The sequence below is a fragment of the Pedobacter sp. N36a genome, assembly GCF_014472395.1.
Lineage (GTDB): Bacteria > Bacteroidota > Bacteroidia > Sphingobacteriales > Sphingobacteriaceae > Pedobacter.
Genome location: NZ_JACSZW010000002.1, coordinates 1 through 19,343 on the forward strand (window position 1 = coordinate 1; position 19,343 = coordinate 19,343).

The 19,343-nt window shown below is 39.6% G+C and carries 19 protein-coding genes; 7 read left to right on the forward strand and 12 right to left on the reverse strand.

Annotated features, from left to right (window positions below):
- Window positions 1-195: 195 nt before the first annotated feature.
- From H9X96_RS03830 to H9X96_RS03840, 3 genes are all read left to right on the forward strand, one after another.
- Window positions 196-4,545: a CusA/CzcA family heavy metal efflux RND transporter gene (locus H9X96_RS03830; RefSeq protein WP_187665021.1), complete on the forward strand. Its 4,350-nt coding sequence runs from the start codon at window positions 196-198 to the stop codon at window positions 4,543-4,545.
- Between the two features lie 8 nt (window positions 4,546-4,553).
- Window positions 4,554-5,687: an efflux RND transporter periplasmic adaptor subunit gene (locus H9X96_RS03835; protein ID WP_187665022.1), complete on the forward strand. Its 1,134-nt coding sequence runs from the start codon at window positions 4,554-4,556 to the stop codon at window positions 5,685-5,687.
- A 263-nt stretch (window positions 5,688-5,950) separates the two neighbouring features.
- The gene (locus tag H9X96_RS03840; RefSeq protein ID WP_187665023.1) at window positions 5,951-6,793 is read left to right on the forward strand and encodes a universal stress protein; all 843 of its coding nucleotides are present in this window, start codon (window positions 5,951-5,953) and stop codon (window positions 6,791-6,793) included.
- 16 nt (window positions 6,794-6,809) lie between these two features.
- On the opposite strand, the gene H9X96_RS03845 is transcribed toward H9X96_RS03840, so the two are convergent.
- Window positions 6,810-7,577, reverse strand: a complete 768-nt coding sequence (locus tag H9X96_RS03845; protein ID WP_187665024.1) for a phosphatase PAP2 family protein — start codon at window positions 7,575-7,577, stop codon at window positions 6,810-6,812.
- Between the two features lie 347 nt (window positions 7,578-7,924).
- On the opposite strand from H9X96_RS03845, the gene H9X96_RS03850 reads away from it, so the two are divergent.
- Window positions 7,925-8,431 (forward strand): pyridoxamine 5'-phosphate oxidase family protein, encoded by a 507-nt coding sequence (locus H9X96_RS03850; protein ID WP_187665025.1) that lies wholly within the window; start codon window positions 7,925-7,927, stop codon window positions 8,429-8,431.
- A gap of 243 nt (window positions 8,432-8,674) precedes the next feature.
- On the forward strand, window positions 8,675-9,412 hold the full coding sequence (locus tag H9X96_RS03855; protein WP_187665026.1) for a YoaK family protein: 738 nt from the start codon (window positions 8,675-8,677) through the stop codon (window positions 9,410-9,412).
- A gap of 135 nt (window positions 9,413-9,547) precedes the next feature.
- Here H9X96_RS03855 and H9X96_RS03860 read toward each other — a convergent pair whose 3' ends face one another.
- From H9X96_RS03860 to H9X96_RS03895, 8 genes are all read right to left on the reverse strand, one after another.
- Window positions 9,548-10,237: a VIT family protein gene (locus H9X96_RS03860; RefSeq protein ID WP_187665027.1), complete on the reverse strand. Its 690-nt coding sequence runs from the start codon at window positions 10,235-10,237 to the stop codon at window positions 9,548-9,550.
- 1 nt (window position 10,238) lies between these two features.
- The gene (locus H9X96_RS03865) at window positions 10,239-10,910 is read right to left on the reverse strand and encodes a cytochrome b/b6 domain-containing protein (protein ID WP_187665028.1); all 672 of its coding nucleotides are present in this window, start codon (window positions 10,908-10,910) and stop codon (window positions 10,239-10,241) included.
- A gap of 53 nt (window positions 10,911-10,963) precedes the next feature.
- The gene (locus H9X96_RS03870) at window positions 10,964-12,184 is read right to left on the reverse strand and encodes a DUF3570 domain-containing protein (protein ID WP_187665029.1); all 1,221 of its coding nucleotides are present in this window, start codon (window positions 12,182-12,184) and stop codon (window positions 10,964-10,966) included.
- Window positions 12,185-12,192: 8 nt separating this feature from the next.
- Window positions 12,193-12,366: a DUF4266 domain-containing protein gene (locus H9X96_RS03875; RefSeq protein WP_370576716.1), complete on the reverse strand. Its 174-nt coding sequence runs from the start codon at window positions 12,364-12,366 to the stop codon at window positions 12,193-12,195.
- A gap of 58 nt (window positions 12,367-12,424) precedes the next feature.
- Window positions 12,425-13,351 carry an FAD:protein FMN transferase gene (locus tag H9X96_RS03880; RefSeq protein WP_255430983.1) on the reverse strand — a complete coding sequence of 309 codons (927 nt, stop codon included), beginning with the start codon at window positions 13,349-13,351 and terminating at the stop codon, window positions 12,425-12,427.
- Between the two features lie 17 nt (window positions 13,352-13,368).
- Window positions 13,369-13,791 carry a thioredoxin family protein gene (locus tag H9X96_RS03885; RefSeq protein WP_187665031.1) on the reverse strand — a complete coding sequence of 141 codons (423 nt, stop codon included), beginning with the start codon at window positions 13,789-13,791 and terminating at the stop codon, window positions 13,369-13,371.
- A gap of 97 nt (window positions 13,792-13,888) precedes the next feature.
- Window positions 13,889-15,154, reverse strand: a complete 1,266-nt coding sequence (locus H9X96_RS03890) for a HAMP domain-containing sensor histidine kinase (RefSeq protein WP_222943826.1) — start codon at window positions 15,152-15,154, stop codon at window positions 13,889-13,891.
- A complete protein-coding gene (locus tag H9X96_RS03895; protein ID WP_187665032.1) occupies window positions 15,151-15,828 on the reverse strand; it encodes a response regulator transcription factor in 678 nt (225 codons plus the stop codon). Before H9X96_RS03895 ends, H9X96_RS03890 begins: the two co-directional genes overlap by 4 nt.
- A gap of 199 nt (window positions 15,829-16,027) precedes the next feature.
- On the opposite strand from H9X96_RS03895, the gene H9X96_RS03900 reads away from it, so the two are divergent.
- Together H9X96_RS03900 and H9X96_RS03905 are read left to right on the forward strand one after the other, a co-directional pair.
- Entirely contained in the window at window positions 16,028-16,807 is a 780-nt protein-coding gene (locus H9X96_RS03900) for a hypothetical protein (RefSeq protein WP_187665033.1), read from the forward strand.
- Window positions 16,808-16,924: 117 nt separating this feature from the next.
- Window positions 16,925-17,746 (forward strand): AraC family transcriptional regulator, encoded by an 822-nt coding sequence (locus tag H9X96_RS03905; protein ID WP_187665034.1) that lies wholly within the window; start codon window positions 16,925-16,927, stop codon window positions 17,744-17,746.
- A 203-nt stretch (window positions 17,747-17,949) separates the two neighbouring features.
- On the opposite strand, the gene H9X96_RS03910 is transcribed toward H9X96_RS03905, so the two are convergent.
- From H9X96_RS03910 to H9X96_RS03920, 3 genes are all read right to left on the reverse strand, one after another.
- The gene (locus H9X96_RS03910) at window positions 17,950-18,291 is read right to left on the reverse strand and encodes a DoxX family protein (RefSeq protein ID WP_187665035.1); all 342 of its coding nucleotides are present in this window, start codon (window positions 18,289-18,291) and stop codon (window positions 17,950-17,952) included.
- A 5-nt stretch (window positions 18,292-18,296) separates the two neighbouring features.
- The gene (locus H9X96_RS03915) at window positions 18,297-18,641 is read right to left on the reverse strand and encodes a DoxX family protein (RefSeq protein WP_187665036.1); all 345 of its coding nucleotides are present in this window, start codon (window positions 18,639-18,641) and stop codon (window positions 18,297-18,299) included.
- A 145-nt stretch (window positions 18,642-18,786) separates the two neighbouring features.
- On the reverse strand, window positions 18,787-18,963 hold the full coding sequence (locus H9X96_RS03920; RefSeq protein WP_187665037.1) for a hypothetical protein: 177 nt from the start codon (window positions 18,961-18,963) through the stop codon (window positions 18,787-18,789).
- Window positions 18,964-19,343: the final 380 nt, after the last annotated feature.

Here is a 19,343-nt window from a genome sequence, read left to right on the forward strand (position 1 = left end):
GAACCACCTAAGCTGGAACCCAATACCAGCATACAAGGGATTCTTTTTTGAATAATCCTTAAAATGCGATTATTTCAATCCATCCTAAGCCTTTTTACAAAAACATTAAACGTTTAGGACACTATTGTTTAATAACCTCAGATAGGTTCTTGTTATGCACATTTCGATCCGTTAATTTATTTCATAATTTTTATTATGCTGAATAGAATTATAGCTTTTTCTGTTAAGAACAAGCTGATTATAGGGCTTTTTATGCTGGCCTTAATTGGCTATGGCAGCTATGAGCTCAAGCGTTTACCCATTGATGCAGTACCTGATATTACTGATAATCAGGTTCAGGTGATTACTGTTGCCCCTTCATTTGGGGCAACCGACATAGAACGATTGGTAACTTATCCCATTGAACAGGCCAATAGTAACATATCCGGACTAAAAGAGATCCGAAGTTTTTCCAGGTTTGGGCTGTCCCTGGTGACCATTGTTTTTGACGATGCTACCGACGTTTATTGGGCAAGACAACAGGTTGCTGAACGGCTGCAAAAGGTTCAGTCACAAATCCCTCCTGGGATTGGTGTTCCGGAGCTTGGGCCTGTTAGTACGGGTTTAGGTGAGATTTATCAATATGTTCTGAAACCAAAACCAGGTTATGCCGGCAAATTTAATGAAACAGAATTACGTACAATTCAGGACTGGATAGTACGTAGACAATTGTTAGGTGTTAAAGGAATTGCTGAAGTGAGTAGTTTTGGCGGGAAGCTAAAGCAATATTCCATTGAAGTAGAACCTAGTAAATTATTGTCTCATCATTTGACAATTAATGATGTATTTACGGCACTTGAAAAGAACAATCAAAATACCGGAGGCGCCTCTATTGAAAAAGGTCCTACGGTTTTATATATACGTAGTCAGGGTTTATTTGGTAGTGTGGATGATATAAAGAACACACTGGTAAGGACGCTTGAAGATGGCACTCCATTGTATATTAAAGACGTAGCTGAGGTCAAAACCGGATACGCTACCCGTTATGGTGCAATGTGCTACAATGATGAGGGAGAAGTGGCTGGGGCGGTGGTGATGATGCTTAAAGGAGCGAATAGCAGCGAGGTAATAAAGAATGTAAAAGAACGAATCGCCCAAATCCAAAAAACTTTACCCGAAGGGGTGATGATTGAACCCTTTTTGGACCGGACAAAAATGGTGGACCATGCGATTGGTACGGTAACACGCAACCTGATGGAAGGTGCCTTAATCGTAATTTTCGTGCTGGTTTTATGCTTAGGAAATCTCCGGGCAGGTCTTTTAGTCGCCTCTGTTATCCCTTTGGCTATGTTGTTTGCCATCATTTTGATGAATTTTTTTGGTGTCAGTGGTAATCTGATGAGTCTGGGGGCGCTTGACTTTGGTTTGATTGTAGATGGAGCTGTAATTATAGTGGAGGCGGTGATGCATCGCTTGAGTCACAGTAAACATTTTCAGCAGGTGGATCAACTCAGTCAACAGGAGATGGATTCTGAGGTGAAGACCTCGGCAAGTAAGATGATGAACAGTGCGGTATTCGGCCAAATCATCATTTTGGTGGTCTATCTGCCAATTTTTACGCTAGAAGGTATCGAGGGTAAGATGTTCAAACCCATGGCGCAGGTGGTCGCTTTTGCTTTGCTAGGCGCCTTTATTCTGTCTTTAACCTATATTCCAATGATGAGTGCGCTGTTTTTGAGTAAAAAGGTAAAGCACAAACCGAACTTATCGGATCGGGTAATCGCCAGCATAGAACGTGTTTACCAATCTGCTTTAACCGCGGTTTTAGAAGTCCCTAAAATCGTGATTTCTGCGGTGGTTTGCTTGTTCATTACCGCTTTAGTTGTTTTGACTACCTTAGGTGGGGAATTTATTCCCGCACTAGAAGAAGGGGATTTTGCCGTAGATACGCGTGTCCTTCCAGGAAGTAGCATTAGTACAACGATTGCACACACCCAAAAGGCCGCCCACATCCTGAAGTCACAGTTTCCTGAAGTGGAAAAGGTGGTGACCAAAATTGGCAGCGGTGAGGTGCCTACAGATCCGATGCCGATGGAAGCTAGCGATATGATGGTCATCTTGAAGCCTAAAGAGGAGTGGACCTCAGCTAAAACTTTTAATGAGCTCTCTGAAAAGATGGGGAAAGCGCTTCAAGATGTACCAGGTATTACTGCGGGCTTTCAATTTCCTGTGCAAATGCGGTTTAATGAGTTGATGACTGGTGCCCGGCAGGATGTGGTTTGTAAAATATTTGGGGAGGATTTAGATACTTTGGCAAGCTATGCTGAAAAACTGGGAAAAATCGTAAATACAGTGGAAGGAGCAAAGAATCTTTATGTTGAAACGGTTTCAGGTATGCCACAAATCATCATCGTCTATAATCGTAGTGCCATTGCCCAATACAGCTTAACTATTGAGGATATTAATAAAATCATCAATACGGCGCTGGCAGGACAAAGTACCGGTATGCTGTTTGAAGGCGAGAAAAGATTTGAAGTAGTGGTTCGTGTGGCCGGAGCTCAGAAAAAAGACCTCAAGGACATACAAAACCTGTTAATAGCAACGCCTAAAGGGACTCAAATTCCTTTATACCAATTGGCTAATGTAGAAATAAAGGATGGCCCTAATCAGATTCAGCGTGAAGATGCCAAAAGAAGAATCGTTGTTGGTTTCAATGTTCGGGGGCGCGATGTGCAGAGTATCGTTCATGAACTTCAGCAAAAGGTAAATGAAAAATTGAAATTTCCACCGGGATATTATGTCAGTTACGGAGGAGCTTTTGAAAACTTAAATGCAGCTAAGCAACGGCTGATGATCGCTGTCCCGATTTCTCTTTTATTGATTTTCTTATTGCTTTATTTTGCGTTCAATTCTGTTAAACAAGGATTATTGATTTATTCGGCAATACCCTTATCTGCAATTGGCGGAATTTTATTCCTTGCGCTGAGGGGAATGCCTTTTAGTATCAGTGCAGGAATAGGCTTTATCGCTTTGTTTGGCGTTGCGGTCTTAAATGGAATCGTACTGATCTCTGCATTTAATCAATTGAAAGAGGAAGGAATGACAGATTTGAAGCGTATTGTACTGATGGGAACAAAGGTTAGGCTTAGGCCGGTACTGATGACGGCATTTGTTGCTTCTTTGGGATTTCTACCTATGGCAATTAGTAATGGGGCGGGAGCGGAAGTTCAAAGGCCTCTGGCTACGGTAGTGATTGGTGGTTTATTGATTGCTACATTTCTAACCTTATTCGTCCTACCTGTTCTGTATATCATGTTCGAAACCGGTTTTAAAAAGACAATGAATAAATCAATAATCACAGCTGCTTCCTGTTTGTTCTTATTACTCGGTAGCCAAGTCTGTGTGGCTCAAACGCCAATTAGCTTAAAAGCAGCCTTAGATACGGCTCTGAAAAACAACCTGAAAATCAAGAACGAGGAATTAAAAGTTCAATACCAGCAAATGTTAATGAAAACGGGTGCAAATATTCCGTTAACAAACATATTTGCGGAATATGGACAAATCAATAGCAGTTATACAGATACCAAATTCGGGCTAACTCAGTCTTTTAGCTTTCCCAGGGTTTATGCCAGACAGAAAGCATTACTACAACAAGATTGGAAGAGCAGTGTGATGAACGTGGCGCTTAAGGAGGCCATGCTAAAGAAGGAAGTTGCACAACTGTTTTACCTGATCCAGTATATGGAGCAAAAAAGAAAGCTGTTGGTTCAGTCGGATAGTTTATACCGAAATTTTTATGAAAAGTCTACACTCAGACTAGCTAAAGGTGAAAGTAATATCCTGGAGAAAATAAGTGCCGAAACCTTGCTGTCTCAGATCGAGCTACAAATGAGCCAGTTGAAGGATGATCTGGCGGTACTTCAGCTCCGATTTCAGCTGCTGTTAAATTCAAGAGAGGTATTTGTTCCTGATGATGAAAAATGTTTGCTCATCACTAGTGGTCATTTTACAACATTAAATTTGGAGCATCCTGAATTAAAATTGATGCAACAACAGGAAAATATTGCAGCTGCTAGTCTGGCATTAGAGAAAAGCAAATTGCTACCAGAGTTGACCATTGGATATAACAATGGAAGTATCCGGGGTATGGGGGCGGATGAAAAGTTCTATAATAGTGCCCAACGCTTTCATTCGGTACAGCTGGGTTTAGGGATTCCGATATTTGCTTCATCCATCAAGGCTAAAATTCATAGTGCTGAGATCAGTAGAAAAGTAGCCGGAAATGAGTATAATATAGCCGTTCAGCAGCTTTCTGCAAGTTACCAGTCCGCAGTATTGACCTATCAGAAGTGTTTTCAAACAGTCAATTATATGGAAAGTAAGTCCTTAAAAAATGCAGGACTGATTACTAGTACTGCAAATTTGCAACTCGCAGCCGGATATATCAATTACCTGGAATGGGTTCAGTTGATTAATCAGTCAACAGTAGTGAAAAATGATTATCTGGAGGCAGTTAAAAATCTAAATGAAGCCATCATTCAACTTTATTATCTCAGCAATAAATAGGAAAAATCATGAAAAAAATTATATATTTTGCCACCATACTGTTGGTATTCAGTGGCTGTCAAAACAAAGAAGGTAATTCAATAGTCACATTGCCCGCCCAGGATGGCAATGTGCTTAAACTCAATGACGCCCAGATGAAAAATGCGGAGATTATAACCGGGGAAATTGAGCAGAAGGGAATTTCTTCAGTGCTAAAGCTCAATGGTAAAATTGATGTGCCCCCTCAAAATATGATCTCTGTAAGTCTACCTATGGGTGGGTACTTGAAATCTACTAAACTGCTCCCAGGAATGCACGTGGTTAAGGGGCAAGTGATCGCCATTGTGGAAGACCAGCAGTATATTCAGCTACAGCAGGACTACCTAACTGCAAAAGCAAAAATAGGTTTTTTTGAAAATGAATATAAAAGACAAAAGGACCTTAATCAAAGTAAAGCCAGTAGCGATAAGAATTATCAGCAGGCAGAGGCAGATTACAGAAGCTTGCTGGTATTGATGACCGCCTTGAAAGAGAAGTTGAAATTGGTAGGGATAAATGTGCAGCATATCAATGAAAATAAAATACAAACCAACATCAACATATATGCACCCATAAATGGTTATGTTTCTAAGGTTAATGTGAATGTTGGGAAGTACGTTAACCCTACGGAAGTGCTCTTTGACTTGGTTAACCCGTCAGATATTCACCTTGCCCTGAAGGTTTTCGAAAGAGATTTACATCAGCTTTACATTGGTCAGCAATTATTTGCCTATACTAATAATGATTTAGGGAAAAAACTGAAATGTACTATTTTACTGATTGGTAAAGACCTTTCTACTGATGGAAATGCTGACGTTCATTGTCATTTTGAAACCTATGATAAATCACTGGTGCCCGGAACTTTCATGAATGCCGAAATACTGTTGAAAAATGTGAGTTCAGCTGCCGTTCCTACCGACGCGTTGGTCCAGTTTGAGGGGAAACAATTTTTATTCCTTGCAAAAAACAAGAATACTTTTGAACTCAAGGAGGTTAAGGTAGGGGAGAATGAGGGGGGCTTCACTGCTGTTGGATTAACAGATGGTGTAGATTTTAAAACGGATAAGGTTGTCGTTAAAGGCGCTTATTCTTTGCTAATGATGATGAAAAATAAGGAGGAATAAAAGTGAAATTGAATGAGTTTAACCATCACCGATTTTCAAATTGATGATGGTTAGGCTTTTCTCAGTAGGAATGTCTAACGACAAAAAAAGACAGTATAGATCATATTTAAACATGATGGTGATCATTGTTTAAGCGTCTGTATTACAGTATGTTTGTTTTTGTTATAGCGCTACCTTCTCTTTTTAAAACTGGTGTGTTTGTAAAAGACGGTACAAATATCTTAGGAAATTTTGTTGTAGTAAAAATGTAATCATATTTTTTTATGAAAAAGATTTTAGTGGCCACCGATTTCTCAGTGCCGTCTGAAAATGCTGCCCATTATGCCTTAGCGATAGCCCAAAAACTTAAGATGGATATCTTATTGTGCAGTGCTTTTAAAATGCGAACTGAAGTTCAGTTTGGCAAGTCATTAGTGGATGATCAAACGAGGGACACAAGGGATCGTGATTTAATAGGTAAACTGTTAGCTGATCCAGCATACTCAGTTATTGAGGAGGAATATTGTCCTCGTTTAGCCTATGAAAGGGCAGAAGGGAATATTTGTGATGTAATGTGCTCCTTTGTTCAAGAGGAGAATGTAGAAATTATTGTGATCGGAATATCTGGAACTACTGGGATCAGCCCATCTTTTTTCGGGAGCAAGCGCAAAGAAATGATGGAAAAATCTACAGTTCCCTTGTTACTGGTACCTGATACGGCAGGTTTTAATAGTATTCGAAAAATAGCATTTGCAACCGACCTCAATTTAGAAGATTTGAGCTCATTGCAGTTTATAATCAATATTGCGTTACTCCTAAATGCTCAGATAACGATTGTTCATATCACAAATAAAGGGGTAGAGCCACAACAGAATATGAAGCGTAAAATAGATGCCTTCTTTAATAAGGTTAGCCTTTGTATCAATTTTTCAATCATTAAATATGATTATGTCTGGAATATCGATATAGATAATGGGCTGGACTGGATTGCTGAGCAGGGAAATTATGATATGATCGCAATCACCCATCATAAATATAATTTTTTGGAAAGAATGTTTAAAGGAAGTTATACTCAAAAACTTTCAAGGCATACTAAAATTCCATTACTGGTCTGCGCTCCAAATTAATTGGACAATCTTGAGTTTAAAAATTCCCACCTAAATAAAATCCTGCACTTCCATTTTGGTAAGTCGGCATAAAACTAAGAGTGCTCGCTTTCTTTCCAAAAAGTAGTTTTTTTACCTCAGGATAAAGTAAATAACTTAACTTTGTAGATATAATACCGAATCCAGCACCAGCCACTACATCACTTAGCCAGTGTCGGTTGTTGTACATTCTCAAAGCGCCTGTTCCAGTTGCGACGGCAAAGCCTGCATAAGTCATCCATGGATACCGATCCCCGTATTCCTGTTTTAGAAATTCTGCTGATGCAAAGGCTGTGGCGGTATGTCCTGAGGGAAACGAGTTAAAGGTTGAATGGTCAGGTCTTTCTCTTTTGGTGATGCGCTTCAGTGCCGTAACTGAGCCAGTCATAATGGTTATTGACATCAGATAAATTCCTGCTGCATCACCTATATGGTGTTTTCCTTTTATTCCCGCAAGGTTGAGTCCAAATACAATAGCTGCTGGAGAGAACTGCAGGTAATTGTCTGCATGTGCAGCAAATTGGGGATGATCTTCTTGTAGTTCGTTTTTAGTGGTCAAGTCAAGACTGCGGATCGGATTATTTCCTCCAATAGATATCAATCCATAACCGATAAAAATTGCTGGAATAATGAAAGAGGCCACCTTTGGACGGTAATATGAAGATGCTAGGGTATCTATGGTTTGAGCTTTAGAAACACATGGGCTGAAGAAGAGTACTAGAAATGCGAGGTGTAGGAAGGATTTGAATAGACGATGCGTTTCCATAATTAATTGCGTTAAATTTAAGTGCTTCTTTAAACTTAATCATTTTGATCCATTTTTTTTCATGTCGTGCTGCGTTATAAAGAATTTTTTTAAATATGATTTACTTTTTGGTGTATTTTTTTGCTAAAAGCGTCTTCTATTTAAATGATGAAGATCTTCAGCGTTCCCGGAACGCTTTTATAGGTATCAATATGCATGAGGCCATCCTTTAAGGGGCTTAAGCCAGTGTACGATGATTTCATCTATCAAACATATATTTCGTGTGTTTGTTATTTATTATAATTGTTCCAGGTGTCGCAGTTCAAAGGCACTTGGGGTTTTAGAAATTCTTTTTAAAAATAGCGTTTATGAGTATAGAAAATTTAGACCATCGTGATGCATTAGATAAGCTAAAAACCCTGGTTGATAAGATTGATATTGGGATGATGTGCACCAATACTTCTGAACTGGGTCATCTTCATGCTGTGCCAATGAGTAGGCAGGAAGTAGATGAGGAAGGTAATTTATGGTTCCTTTTTTCTTCTGCAAGTGAAACTTATGAAAACTTGCAAAAAAGCAATCAAATCAGTGTTTTGTACTCGGATATTAGTAATTACAATTTTCTTAGTATTAATGGAATTGCAGAGGTATCTAAGGATAAACATAGAATAGAAAAATACTGGAATAAGATGATTGAGGGCTGGTTTGAAAAAGGAAAAGAGGATCCACTTATTAGAATTTTAAAAGTTATACCTTCAGAGGGGCATTATTGGGATAATAAATCAAATAAATTAGTTACCTTTTTAAAAGTTGCCGCAACTGCAGTTTCTGGCAAAAAGCTTGATATTGGTCGTGAGGGAGACTTAAATCTATAATTCGATATCCAAAAAATACACTGTATTTTGATTAGGTTTGGCTATATTAATTCTTTGGCACAGGCATGGAGCAGATAGAAACAGTAGTCTCAAAAGGCCTTCCCCACAACGTAGTTGTGGGGATCAATGCGGCTAAAATTCCTTGCTGATCTTGCACCTTCTTCATCCTCTTGCCAAAAGGATTATTTTCTGTTCGTGTAATAAGGGCCAAAGCCGCCATTGAAAATGCAATAAATAACAACCATGTTAAGACATCTGGGCGCAAAGCGTACGCCTCAACACAACCTTAAATTAGCAACTTTACTGGGACTAACCGCAGGATTCGTAAACGCAGAGGGATTTCTGGGCTTCGCGGTGTTGACTACTAATGTTACCGGACATGCCGCGTTATTGGCTGAGAGAATTGCTCTTGCAGACTGGTATGCCGCTCAGGTTGTTGCCCTATGGATGTTCCTTTTTTTAGCTGGCGCCTTTATTTCAAGCTTAATTCTTTCCTTGACCGGGCATAACCAACGCTTTTCTTATTTCATTGCTATTATTATTGAAATCATTATCCTTCTTTTTTCTGCACTATATGGTCATCGATATGACGGAACTTTAGTTGCTAAAGAGATCTTTGCTGGCAGTCTGCTTTTTGCTATGGGTTTACAGAATTCTTTGGTGTCTATGATTTCTGGATCAGTGGTAAGAACTACGCACCTGACCGGAACGTTTACCGATCTAGGTATAGAGTTGGCACAGTTGTTTAATAAAAATAAGCAGGATCATCCAGCGCTGATCGCTAAAATAAGGCTTCGATTAGTCATTATATTCTTCTTTATGACAGGAGCAGTTGTTGGTGCCTATCTTTTTCATCATTTCGGGTTTAAGTCTTTTTTTGCGCCTATAACCATTTTAATTTATGCATTATCCTACGATATTTTTAGAATTAAGGCAAAACGGTACTACCAAAAAACAGCAAATGCCAGGAAGGGTCATTAAGTAGCTACTTTACATCATGCAAGCCCAGCGAAGAACTGAACTCGGTAATGTCCGATTTCTATCTGGTAATTTTACGGAATCGAATCTTTGACGCCTTAATGCAATTTTTCCACTCTATGTTCGCTACTGGATCTCCTAGGTGGTTTTAACACCAAACAAATAGCCAACAGCTGCAGTCATTAGCATAGCAGCAGTTCCCCAAAAGCAAATCCTCATCACAGCCTTCCGCGGGTTTGAGCCACCTGCCTTTGCGGCAATCATAGCCGATAGTGCTAAAAATAGGATGGAAAAGCCATACTGGTAAAAGACCATTAGTTTTATTGGTGCAAATATGGAAACGATCAAGGGCAGCAGGCCACCTATTATGAAAGATGCAGCGGAGGCGAATGCAGCTTGCATCGGTTTTGCCTGTGTAATTTCATTAATCCCCAATTCATCCTTTGCATGTGCACCCAAGGCATCGTGGGCAGTAAGTTGAATGGCAACCTGCATGGCCAGGCGCTCCTCGATTCCTCTTTTTTGGTAGATTTCTGCCAATTCCAGTAACTCTAAATCGGGGGTGTCTTTCAGTTCCATTTTTTCTCTGCTCAGGTCAGCAACCTCAATATCTGATTGGGAACTTACTGAAACGTATTCTCCAGCCGCCATGGATAAAGCTCCTGCAACCAGACCAGCTACTGCAGCCAAAACAATAGGCTCACGGGTGGTACTGGCTGCAGCAATACCTATAGCCAGACTTGTGGTGGAAAGGATGCCATCGTTGGCACCTAAAACTGCAGCTCTAAGCCAGCCACTCCTGTTGGTGTAATGTTCTTCTGATTCCATTTTATACTTTACCTCCATTGATCATATCCGATACGATTCCTTTACTTTCTTTTTTTTCTGCTAGCAGTACACCAATAATATGTACTGCAATAAATATAAGCATCAAATACATACAAAAGCCATGAAACTCTTTGATGCTATGGCTTGTTGCTTTGCTAATCCCCAATTCCTGGTCGAAAGCCATCGCTAATCCTGTGAGCGCCATAATTGCCAGGAGCAAATAAAAGAAAAGATATAATGATTTTACAGTAAGGTCGTGAAGGGCTAAAGTTGACTTTTGACTTCGACTACGATAAGTCTGATAAGCATCTTTTAGGCTGGAAAAAAAACGTTGCCGGCCAGGCTGATAAAATTCAGCAATGAACCTGAATACGAATAGTCCGGCTAGTGCATAGCCAAAATAGATATGGATAGCCCAAACCTGGTCTTCCAGTCCATGTGCTACACTTTTAGCCTGCTGTGCTGTTACGGATACCCCTGATTCCTGCAGCTGCTGCTGCACATAGGTCGTATTGCTTTTTACATCAAATAGGGTCGAATTCAATAATACCGTTAATAATGATCCGGTAATGACCAGCAGGTTTAGCCAATGCCAAAGCCTCAGGGCGCCAGTATGTTTTTTAATCTCTCCTGGATGATCTATATCTTTTCTTAATGGGACAATGGTAGCCATGTTGATTGCGTTTTAAAAGCATCTGGATTTGATGTTCCAGATGCCCTGGATTTTTATTTTACTTTTAAATTTAAACTAATAATGTTGGAAACCAGTCCGGTAGATCTGCTATAATGGCCGTACCTCAGTTCCAGCATATTTAAGTGCTGCCATCCAAATACGCCATGCGGCGGTGCCAGTCGGATGCCAGCCCCATAGAAATCACTGTTTAAGGTAGACAGGTCATAGTCACTGGTGAAATACTGAGCCGATGGATCATGCTGCCCATAAGGAGCAAAGTATTTTGTTCCTGTTTGGTTATTGTACCGGTAAAATGGGCTCAAAGAAATGAAAGAAGTTAGTTTAACAGGAACTTCTATTTCTGCAGTATGTGCTCTGATACCCCAATTGTCCATAAAATAGCGGTAATAGGCTCGGATGATCACCTGATCGGTGGCAAAATAATTTAATCTTGCAGCGATAGGAAGTTTATACCGTTGATCCGGTAAGTTTTCTGCTCTTAAAGAACCATCAGTAAAGTAAACACGCTGGTATTTGGTCGCCAGTAAACCCTTTTGGTAGGCGGGTTCAACAATGATCATTGCCTGCAGCTTCTGATTGATGACTTGCGAAAGAGAGAACGATGCACTGAAGGAATTTCGCGGACTAGATCCTTCACTTCTCGACTCGTGACCCTTGCCAAGACTAGCATCGGATCTCAATTCAATCGGAAGAATCACCTTCCAGGTATCTAAAAATGCCTGTAATTTGAAGTCAAACTGAGTGTTTTTATCTTTAGATAAACGGGTAAGGTTAAATCCTGCACCTAAAGACTGGTAATCATATTCTGTTGAATACGATCCTGTGAAACCGAAAGCATTTCCAGTTTTTTCATTGCTGTGTGTCCAGTTTAAGGAAGGGTAAACGCGCGTATCTGCCATAGAAGCCGAGGAGATGGTACTCGGATCTATCTGATCAGAGGAGGCGGAAGTGTAATGGTCTACACCCAATTCAAACAAAAAAGTATTTTTATTTCCCACCTTATTTAGCTTGGATAACTGCAGATCAATCGTATTCGCAAAATCGCTGAGTTTTTCTGATCCAATTCCTCCGGTTACCGCAGAATTATTGCCATTCTGATGATAATAAGCGGATACCAGATTGATTTCATCGATCTTTAGCTTGCGACTTTGGTAATGAGTCGTATCAGATGCAGTCGGTTTAATTTTAATTTGTCCTTGCGCCCCTAAGACGCCAGCGAACAGCATGAGTACATGCAGATAAATTTTTCTCATGATTTGAGTTAATTACAACCACAGCCACCACCGCTTTTGCCACCATTGGCACCAGATCCACCTTCCCGGTACAACTGGAAGCTTTGCTCAAACTTCTGTACCTTTCGGGAGGATAAGGCCATTTCAGAATCGTTTAACTTGCTTTTCTGGTAAGGTTTTACTGTGGCGCAGGCGCTCAGCATACACAGGGCGAAAAAGCTCACACCCAGTACTAAAGATCGGTCAAAGGACGTTTTCATATCAGTGTTTTACATTAATATTCTTAGAAGTAAATAGCCTATCATGGTCATCAATGATGATACAGGCTACTTGTTGTAATTGGTTGATCAAGTCAAGCCCGACTTGAACTCCCATGACGATCACTGGAGTCGCCAGGGCATCTGCAAGTTCTGCGCTCGGACAAAGCACACTGACACTTTTAATTCCAGTAACCGGCAAACCAGTCTTTGGGTCAATGGTATGTGAATATCTTTTGCCATTAATCGTGGCGTATTTTTCGTAATTACCAGAAGTAGCAATCGCCATATTGCTGATGTTAAGGGCAGAGAAAGGGCGCTCACTTTGATCCGGATCAGCGATGCCAATGGTCCAGTTTTTATCATCTGACTGGCTGCCCCAGGTCACAAGGTCGCCAGCAGCATTAACAATACCACTCTTGATTCCAAGATTTTGTAATACCTGTTTAGCCCGGTCTGCCGCATACCCTTTGCCTATACCTCCAAAACCGATACGCATGCCTTCATGCTTTAACATCACTGTAGAATGCGGAACATCGACAAGCACATTCTGGTAGTCAATCAAACTCACCGACTGAAGCGCAGTTTCAGCGTCAGGTAAGGAAGTCATATTGGTATCAAAGTTCCACAGGCTTTTATCAATGGAGCCATAGGTAATGTCAAATGCACCTTGGGTAAGGTCTGATATTTTTACTGCACGCTGAATCAGCTGGATCATTTCCGGATCAACTTTTACAGGTTTTATACCGGCATATTGATTGATCAGACTTGTCTGGCTGCTTTCTTTAAAGGTACTGAATAAGGCCTCAATCCGGCTCACCTCTGCTATGGCAGCGTCAATGGCTTTTTGCCCTGAATGCTCCTGCTCAGCAATGACAGTGAATTCAAAACGGTTTCCCATCAGCTTTAACACTCGCTTATAAGTGGCCATAGTTTTCATAAGGCGCTTTATCTGGTTTTAATTTCTGATACAAATTTATCCGCAGGTTCGTTTGGATAGCCATCCCATGTTTTGATCACTTTTCCGTTTTCATCCAGTAATAGGGTATAAGGAAATTTTCCCTCAGGATTATATTGCTCGGCCAGAGATTCGTTCTGTTTAACTTGTGCAGCAGGTAATTGGTTTTTCTTTTGTCTGGGGAAATCGGCCCTTACCAATACCAGGTTTTCTTTTGCATAAGCTTCAAAAACTTCGGATTCCAGAATTTCTTTTCTCAAACGGATGCATGGACCACACCAGTCGGATCCTGAAAAATTAATTAAGAGCTGCTTATGGGTATTTTTTGCTTGTTGCTGTGCCTCGTTGAAGTTTTCATTCCAGATTAAAGTGCTGGGAATGAGTCCGAGGAAAAAAATTAATAATAATTTCATCGTGTTAGCTGTAAATTATGCAGCTAATATCTATGGCAATTCTGAAGACATTATGAAGATCAGAGTTAAATTATGTTAATTTAATCAACTGAGTATTTTATTGGGGCTTGTTGAACTCGATTTTGAAGCGGTGCTGGCCTTCCTGATAATCGTAAGTAAGAAGGTAACTTTGTCTCAGGCATACCTGTTTTAGAATGGCCAGACCCAAACCAGTACCTTCCGATGCATGGTCTTTATAAAACCGTTCAAAGATCTTAACCGGGTCTAAGCATGCCTGGGTGCTGGTGTTCGAAAATTGAAGACTGCAGGGAGTCAGTACAATCTTTATCATGCCTCCAACATAATTATGCCTGATCGCATTACTGAAGAGGTTGTTCATGAGCATCTCTACCATTGACCGGTTGGCGTAAATGGAAAGCTTGCTGATCTCTGTGTTTACGCTCAGGTTTCTTTTTTGAATGAAATCCTGAAAGTAATTCATTCGCTCATAAAGTAATGCTTCCAGGTCGATTTCTTCCTTGTCTTGAAGTTGATTATTATCGATCTTAACCAATAAAAGGAGAGATTGGTTTAATTTGGTCAATTTAGAGGTCGCCTTATAGAGATCTGCCAGGATCTCACTTTCTTCTTTATTTAAAGTGTTAGACTGCAGCATGGTGTCCAGCTTGGAGTTAATCACAGCTAAAGGTGTCATCATTTCATGGGAAGCATTTTCGGTAAATAACTTGATTTCCTTATAATCTGATTTCACTTTCAAGGAGACGTCAAGCACTGCGTTGTTCAACTCTCTAAATTCATCAATGTTGGTTTCAATGGGTTTAAAAACTTCTTCCTGGTTGATGTTAAATGCTTTAATATTTGTTAATATTTGTCTGAATGGAATCCACATTTTTCTGATCAGTACTCGGTTTACCAGCCATAAGATCAACAATAACACCACTACAGGTAATAAAATAATGAGTACAATGCTTTTTATCTGTTCTTTCCGTTCAAACTTTGAGGCAATAATCTTCAGCTCATACGGCTGTCCATTTAACACCATTTGCGTCATCAGGTAACGACCGGACTCTTGATGTTTTTTCTTTGGGTTATAAAAATTGGTGTCGGCAAAAAATTTGCGCTGATCTTCCAATTTTTTAATCTTCTTATATTCCACGATGACATCATCGAAACCATCAGGAGAGGGCAGAATGTTTTTCACGTGCGCAAAGTCCCTAACTTCCAGGAGCTCCTCATACAGATGATCTTCAATCTGTCTGTTGAGGTATTGACCAAGCATTTGATAAAACAGAAAGCCTATGACTAATAACCCTGTTAGGGTAATGACAGATAAGATCCGGTTATAGCTGCTAAATAGTTTCATGATTCGCTGAATTTATAGCCTATTCCATACACAGATTGAAAATAATCTTTGCAGCCAGCATCTGTTAATTTCTTTCTCACATTTTTAATATGAGTATAAATGAAATCAAAACTGTCTGCCATATCTGCTTCGTCACCCCAGATGTGTACCACGGCTGCAGATTTTGAAATGACTTTATTTTTGTTTGTCACAAAGTATAATAGGAGATCAAACTCCTTTCTGGTTAAATATACGAGCTTATTGTTTACTTTGAGTTCCTTAGAAATCGTGTCGATCTCCAGCTCATTAAACTGTACAAGGCTATTTCCGTTAAAACTCCTCCGTCTTACAATGGCCATGATTCTGGCGTATAGTTCTGACAAGTGAAATGGTTTGATCAGGTAATCGTCTGCACCCATACTTAAGCCTTCGATTTTTTGATCTAAAGAATTACGTGCGGAAATGATGAGAACACCATCCGATTTATTGATCTTTTTAAGGTGTTTTAATAGCTGAAGCCCTTCTCCATCTGGCAGTGTTAAGTCAAGTAAAACACAGTCATAGTCGTAAAGGGATAGCTTTTGATAGCCTTGCTCATAGCTGGAAGCCCAGTCACAAATATTGCCTTCAGCAGTCAAATACTGATCAATACTTTTTCTTAATCCTTCTTCGTCTTCAACAATTAGAAATTTCATCAAGTAAATATGGTGTTTAATTCTGAAGACTCTTTGAAGTTAAAGTACTGGCATTGGTAATTATTACAATGATAATAGCACCGTCGAATTTTGAATTCATCATTGATTTAGATCAATAATGAATTACATAAAGCCTGAAAAGAACGTAGAAAGACACCGTACCTTTAAGCCCTTACCTCATCAAGTTCTGATTTAAATTATGTTTAAGCTACCTTACTTAGAGATTTGTGCTGAAATTTTCGATAGAAAATATAAAAACAGACTGCTGCAAAAGCTGGACATTAAACAGCATAAATGTATCCATGTTTCCATTGCAGCGCTAAATGAAAATCTGGTGGGTCATGAATTGAAAAAAGTCTGGCGGGAAGGATTTTCATTATTTTTTCAATTCAAGAATTATTCGGTTTTGGAAATCAACTTATCAATTGCGGCAGAATTTGAAATGAGGCTGCAAAATCAGGAGGTCACTGCTGGGTTATTAGCGCTTAGCTTTAGCGGAGGACAAATTCTTAGTGTCAAGGATCGTCAACAAATGAGTAGGTTTAATCTGAACCCAGTTCCTTTGACTATTCCTGATGTTTTGTCTAAGGAAATGTCTGTGGATTTCCTCATTACCTTGTTTTCCGAAACAGAAGTGGAGATCAAATCCCTATTGATTGATCAGGAAGTAATCAGAGGAATCGATCAATCTTATGCCGACGAAATTCTTTGGTTTGCTAATATTTCTCCTTTTTCAATTGTAAGTAGCATTCCAAATGCTGAAGTCAAAATACTTCATAAAACAATTAAGTACGTTTTACAGGATGTGATCAAGCAAGCAAGGAAGTTAGACTTGTTCAACAATAGGCAAAAAGGCATTGATTTATTGATGATTCATAATGCCAAGAAAAAGTATAGTCCAACAGGGAAGGTGATTAAAATGAAAAGAGATCATCATATCACAACCTATTACACCGATGAGCAAACGCTTTATGTATAAATTTTTCATTAATCCTATGTTCTGAGCTTCTGGGAAAGCTAAATTGAGCCCTACAGTAAAATTCGCCCAGCTTATTTTGGTTAATTTTGTCTATCTTAATACGTATTGGGCATTATTATGGAACAGCCAGAAAAACTTAAAACCATCAACTACTCAGGTATATTCCTATCCTGCTTTTCTGATTACAGCGAAAAGTGCGTCCACGCTACACCAGAACACGTTCTTTTGTATTTATATTCAGGAGAGCAAATTGTAGAAGACAGAAATAAAACGATCACCATCCAGGCAGGAGAATGTGCGTTTATTAGAAGGAACCATAGGTTGCTGATGTACAAGAATAGCAAGGGAGATGAATTGTACAAAGGTATATCCTTAACATTTAACCGCAGTTTACTGCGCGAATTCTACAGTAGGATAAACAAGGGGGATATTCCTAAGAAAGTAATGGTTTCACAAGATAACGTTTTCATGATGGAGCAAAAAGCTGACATTAACAGTCTGTTCCAGTCATTAAATCCCTATTTTGAGGAGGGGCTGAAGCCATCGGATGGCGTAGCTAAATTAAAGTTACAAGAAGGGATTTATGCCCTGCTGAATGCCTCTGATATTTATTTTCCAATGCTGTTCGACTTTACCGAACCCTGGAAAATTGACATCCTGGAATTTCTTAATGAAAATTACATGGATGATCTCTCCATGGAACAGATTGCTGCTTATACCGGTCGGAGCCTTGCGACGTTCAAAAGAGATTTTAAAAAAATAAGTACGCTTAGTCCTCAAAAATGGCTGATCAAAAAACGCTTGGAAACTGCCTATGTTAAACTAAAGGAAGAAGGAAGAAAAGTACAGGATGTATATGTGGAGGTGGGCTTTAAAAATCCTTCTCATTTCTCTACCGTGTTCAAAAAGCAGTACGGATTTTCCCCTACAGAGCTCTGAAATGTCATAAAATCTGAGCTTCTCAGAATAAACAATTGAGCTCCTCACTAAGGTTAATCCGGAGCTTCCTATTAATTTTGCTTTATGAAAAAAGCAATGAAAGAAGTCGTACGAGAACCTGTCCAGCGCGTGCCTTCTTTATTGCTATAACCTAAACTATGGACCAGTAGCGTTTCCTTCTGCTGTTAGAAAACGAATGATGATTACCTAAGTCCTATCGTTTGAATGCATATGTATAAATTTAATAACAAAAAAATAAAGGAGGGTATTGATTCCCAAAAGCCATCCTTCATTTTTAGACGAATGCAAAATCCGATCAGCATCAATAATGACAATCCCCCCGAGGCAATGATCAATGCCGGTTGCCAGGCAAATCCGACAAGCAATCCTGCACCGCCAAGCAGTTGCAGGAAGCCAATAAGTTTCCTGAACTTATCCAGGCCATAACGATAAAATTCCTCCTTCATACCGGAATTGAGCAAACAGGAGATACCATAAAATAGAAAAGAAACGGCAGAAGCGAGAATTAAGATATTTAGCAGCATACAAATTAGATTACCCCTGAACCTACTCCGGCTACAAACAGCGACAGCATCAATAATAGCAATGATGGAACAAACTTCTGCCAGGGGTTTCTGACTTTTAAATGTGCTGCCTGTGCGCATAACATCAGTCCAGCCATCAAAAGGGCAGGCAGCGGCACTAAGGCGGTATACCAGATACCGGTAATAAGAAGCGTCGACAGGGCTATTTTGGCGGCTCCCACCATATTTCTTAACAGGTCTGGAATACCATACTGTTTAAACTCTTTGACAATGTTATCATACCGGAATATCCATACGTAGGTAACGGATATGGCTATAATGAGCTGGGCATACATTGAAGTGGTTTGCATATAAGAATTGCTTAAGATAGTTCAAGAACGGGGTTAATTTTTAGGATTTTGCTGGTTTTTTTGCGAGACGAATAAACCCCAGGCAAAGCCCACGTATAATACGATTACAATGACCGTAAGAAGGATTAGATCTAAGTTTTCCATTTTAGTTTTTCTTTTTAAGGTTGAGGTAGATCAGTAAGCCGATCATGGTTGGAGGCCAAAGACCTATAAAAATGGCGCGGTCATGGTCTTTCAGGATGATGTAATAGTACTCCGATACAAATATGATGGCGACAGTCATCATCAAAATGGCGAATTCGATTTTTGAAAATTTATTCATGGGTTTAAAAATTTAGTTACACTCAAGGCTGGCTACAGACTTCATTGCCGGTAGAAAATAAAGGAAATGGTATAAGAAACCCCCCTAAAGAGGCAAGTAGGATAGTAATGGGATCAGCAAGGAAAATAAAAAAGCGAGCAGGTTCATAAGTGCCTGGTTGTGAAAGACGTCAGGGCTTAATCAGGCCCGGTACAAATGAATTGATTAGAGAAGTATCAAAGTTATTGTATTAGTTTATTAATTTAGTGATAATTTCTCAGTAATGCCTTATTTAAATTTAATAGGTAATTGCCAGTACCTCATCTGACAGTTGGGTGCTGGTTATAAGGTAGATGGCGGTTCCTCTTCAATTTTATTCCAGCCTTTTCAGCTTAAAGCTT

Excerpts from the sequence above, each read along its gene's own strand:
- H9X96_RS03830 (WP_187665021.1), top strand. The coding sequence starts at position 196 with ATGCTGAATAGAATTATAGCTTTTTCTGTTAAGAACAAGCTGATTATA.
- H9X96_RS03835 (WP_187665022.1), top strand. The coding sequence starts at position 4,554 with ATGAAAAAAATTATATATTTTGCCACCATACTGTTGGTATTCAGTGGC.
- H9X96_RS03840 (WP_187665023.1), top strand. The coding sequence starts at position 5,951 with ATGAAAAAGATTTTAGTGGCCACCGATTTCTCAGTGCCGTCTGAAAAT.
- H9X96_RS03845 (WP_187665024.1), bottom strand. The coding sequence starts at position 7,577 with ATGGAAACGCATCGTCTATTCAAATCCTTCCTACACCTCGCATTTCTA.
- H9X96_RS03850 (WP_187665025.1), top strand. The coding sequence starts at position 7,925 with ATGAGTATAGAAAATTTAGACCATCGTGATGCATTAGATAAGCTAAAA.
- H9X96_RS03855 (WP_187665026.1), top strand. The coding sequence starts at position 8,675 with ATGTTAAGACATCTGGGCGCAAAGCGTACGCCTCAACACAACCTTAAA.
- H9X96_RS03860 (WP_187665027.1), bottom strand. The coding sequence starts at position 10,237 with ATGGAATCAGAAGAACATTACACCAACAGGAGTGGCTGGCTTAGAGCT.
- H9X96_RS03865 (WP_187665028.1), bottom strand. The coding sequence starts at position 10,910 with ATGGCTACCATTGTCCCATTAAGAAAAGATATAGATCATCCAGGAGAG.
- H9X96_RS03870 (WP_187665029.1), bottom strand. The coding sequence starts at position 12,184 with ATGAGAAAAATTTATCTGCATGTACTCATGCTGTTCGCTGGCGTCTTA.
- H9X96_RS03875 (WP_370576716.1), bottom strand. The coding sequence starts at position 12,366 with ATGCTGAGCGCCTGCGCCACAGTAAAACCTTACCAGAAAAGCAAGTTA.
- H9X96_RS03880 (WP_255430983.1), bottom strand. The coding sequence starts at position 13,351 with ATGGCCACTTATAAGCGAGTGTTAAAGCTGATGGGAAACCGTTTTGAA.
- H9X96_RS03885 (WP_187665031.1), bottom strand. The coding sequence starts at position 13,791 with ATGAAATTATTATTAATTTTTTTCCTCGGACTCATTCCCAGCACTTTA.
- H9X96_RS03890 (WP_222943826.1), bottom strand. The coding sequence starts at position 15,154 with ATGAAACTATTTAGCAGCTATAACCGGATCTTATCTGTCATTACCCTA.
- H9X96_RS03895 (WP_187665032.1), bottom strand. The coding sequence starts at position 15,828 with ATGAAATTTCTAATTGTTGAAGACGAAGAAGGATTAAGAAAAAGTATT.
- H9X96_RS03900 (WP_187665033.1), top strand. The coding sequence starts at position 16,028 with ATGTTTAAGCTACCTTACTTAGAGATTTGTGCTGAAATTTTCGATAGA.
- H9X96_RS03905 (WP_187665034.1), top strand. The coding sequence starts at position 16,925 with ATGGAACAGCCAGAAAAACTTAAAACCATCAACTACTCAGGTATATTC.
- H9X96_RS03910 (WP_187665035.1), bottom strand. The coding sequence starts at position 18,291 with ATGCTGCTAAATATCTTAATTCTCGCTTCTGCCGTTTCTTTTCTATTT.
- H9X96_RS03915 (WP_187665036.1), bottom strand. The coding sequence starts at position 18,641 with ATGCAAACCACTTCAATGTATGCCCAGCTCATTATAGCCATATCCGTT.
- H9X96_RS03920 (WP_187665037.1), bottom strand. The coding sequence starts at position 18,963 with ATGAATAAATTTTCAAAAATCGAATTCGCCATTTTGATGATGACTGTC.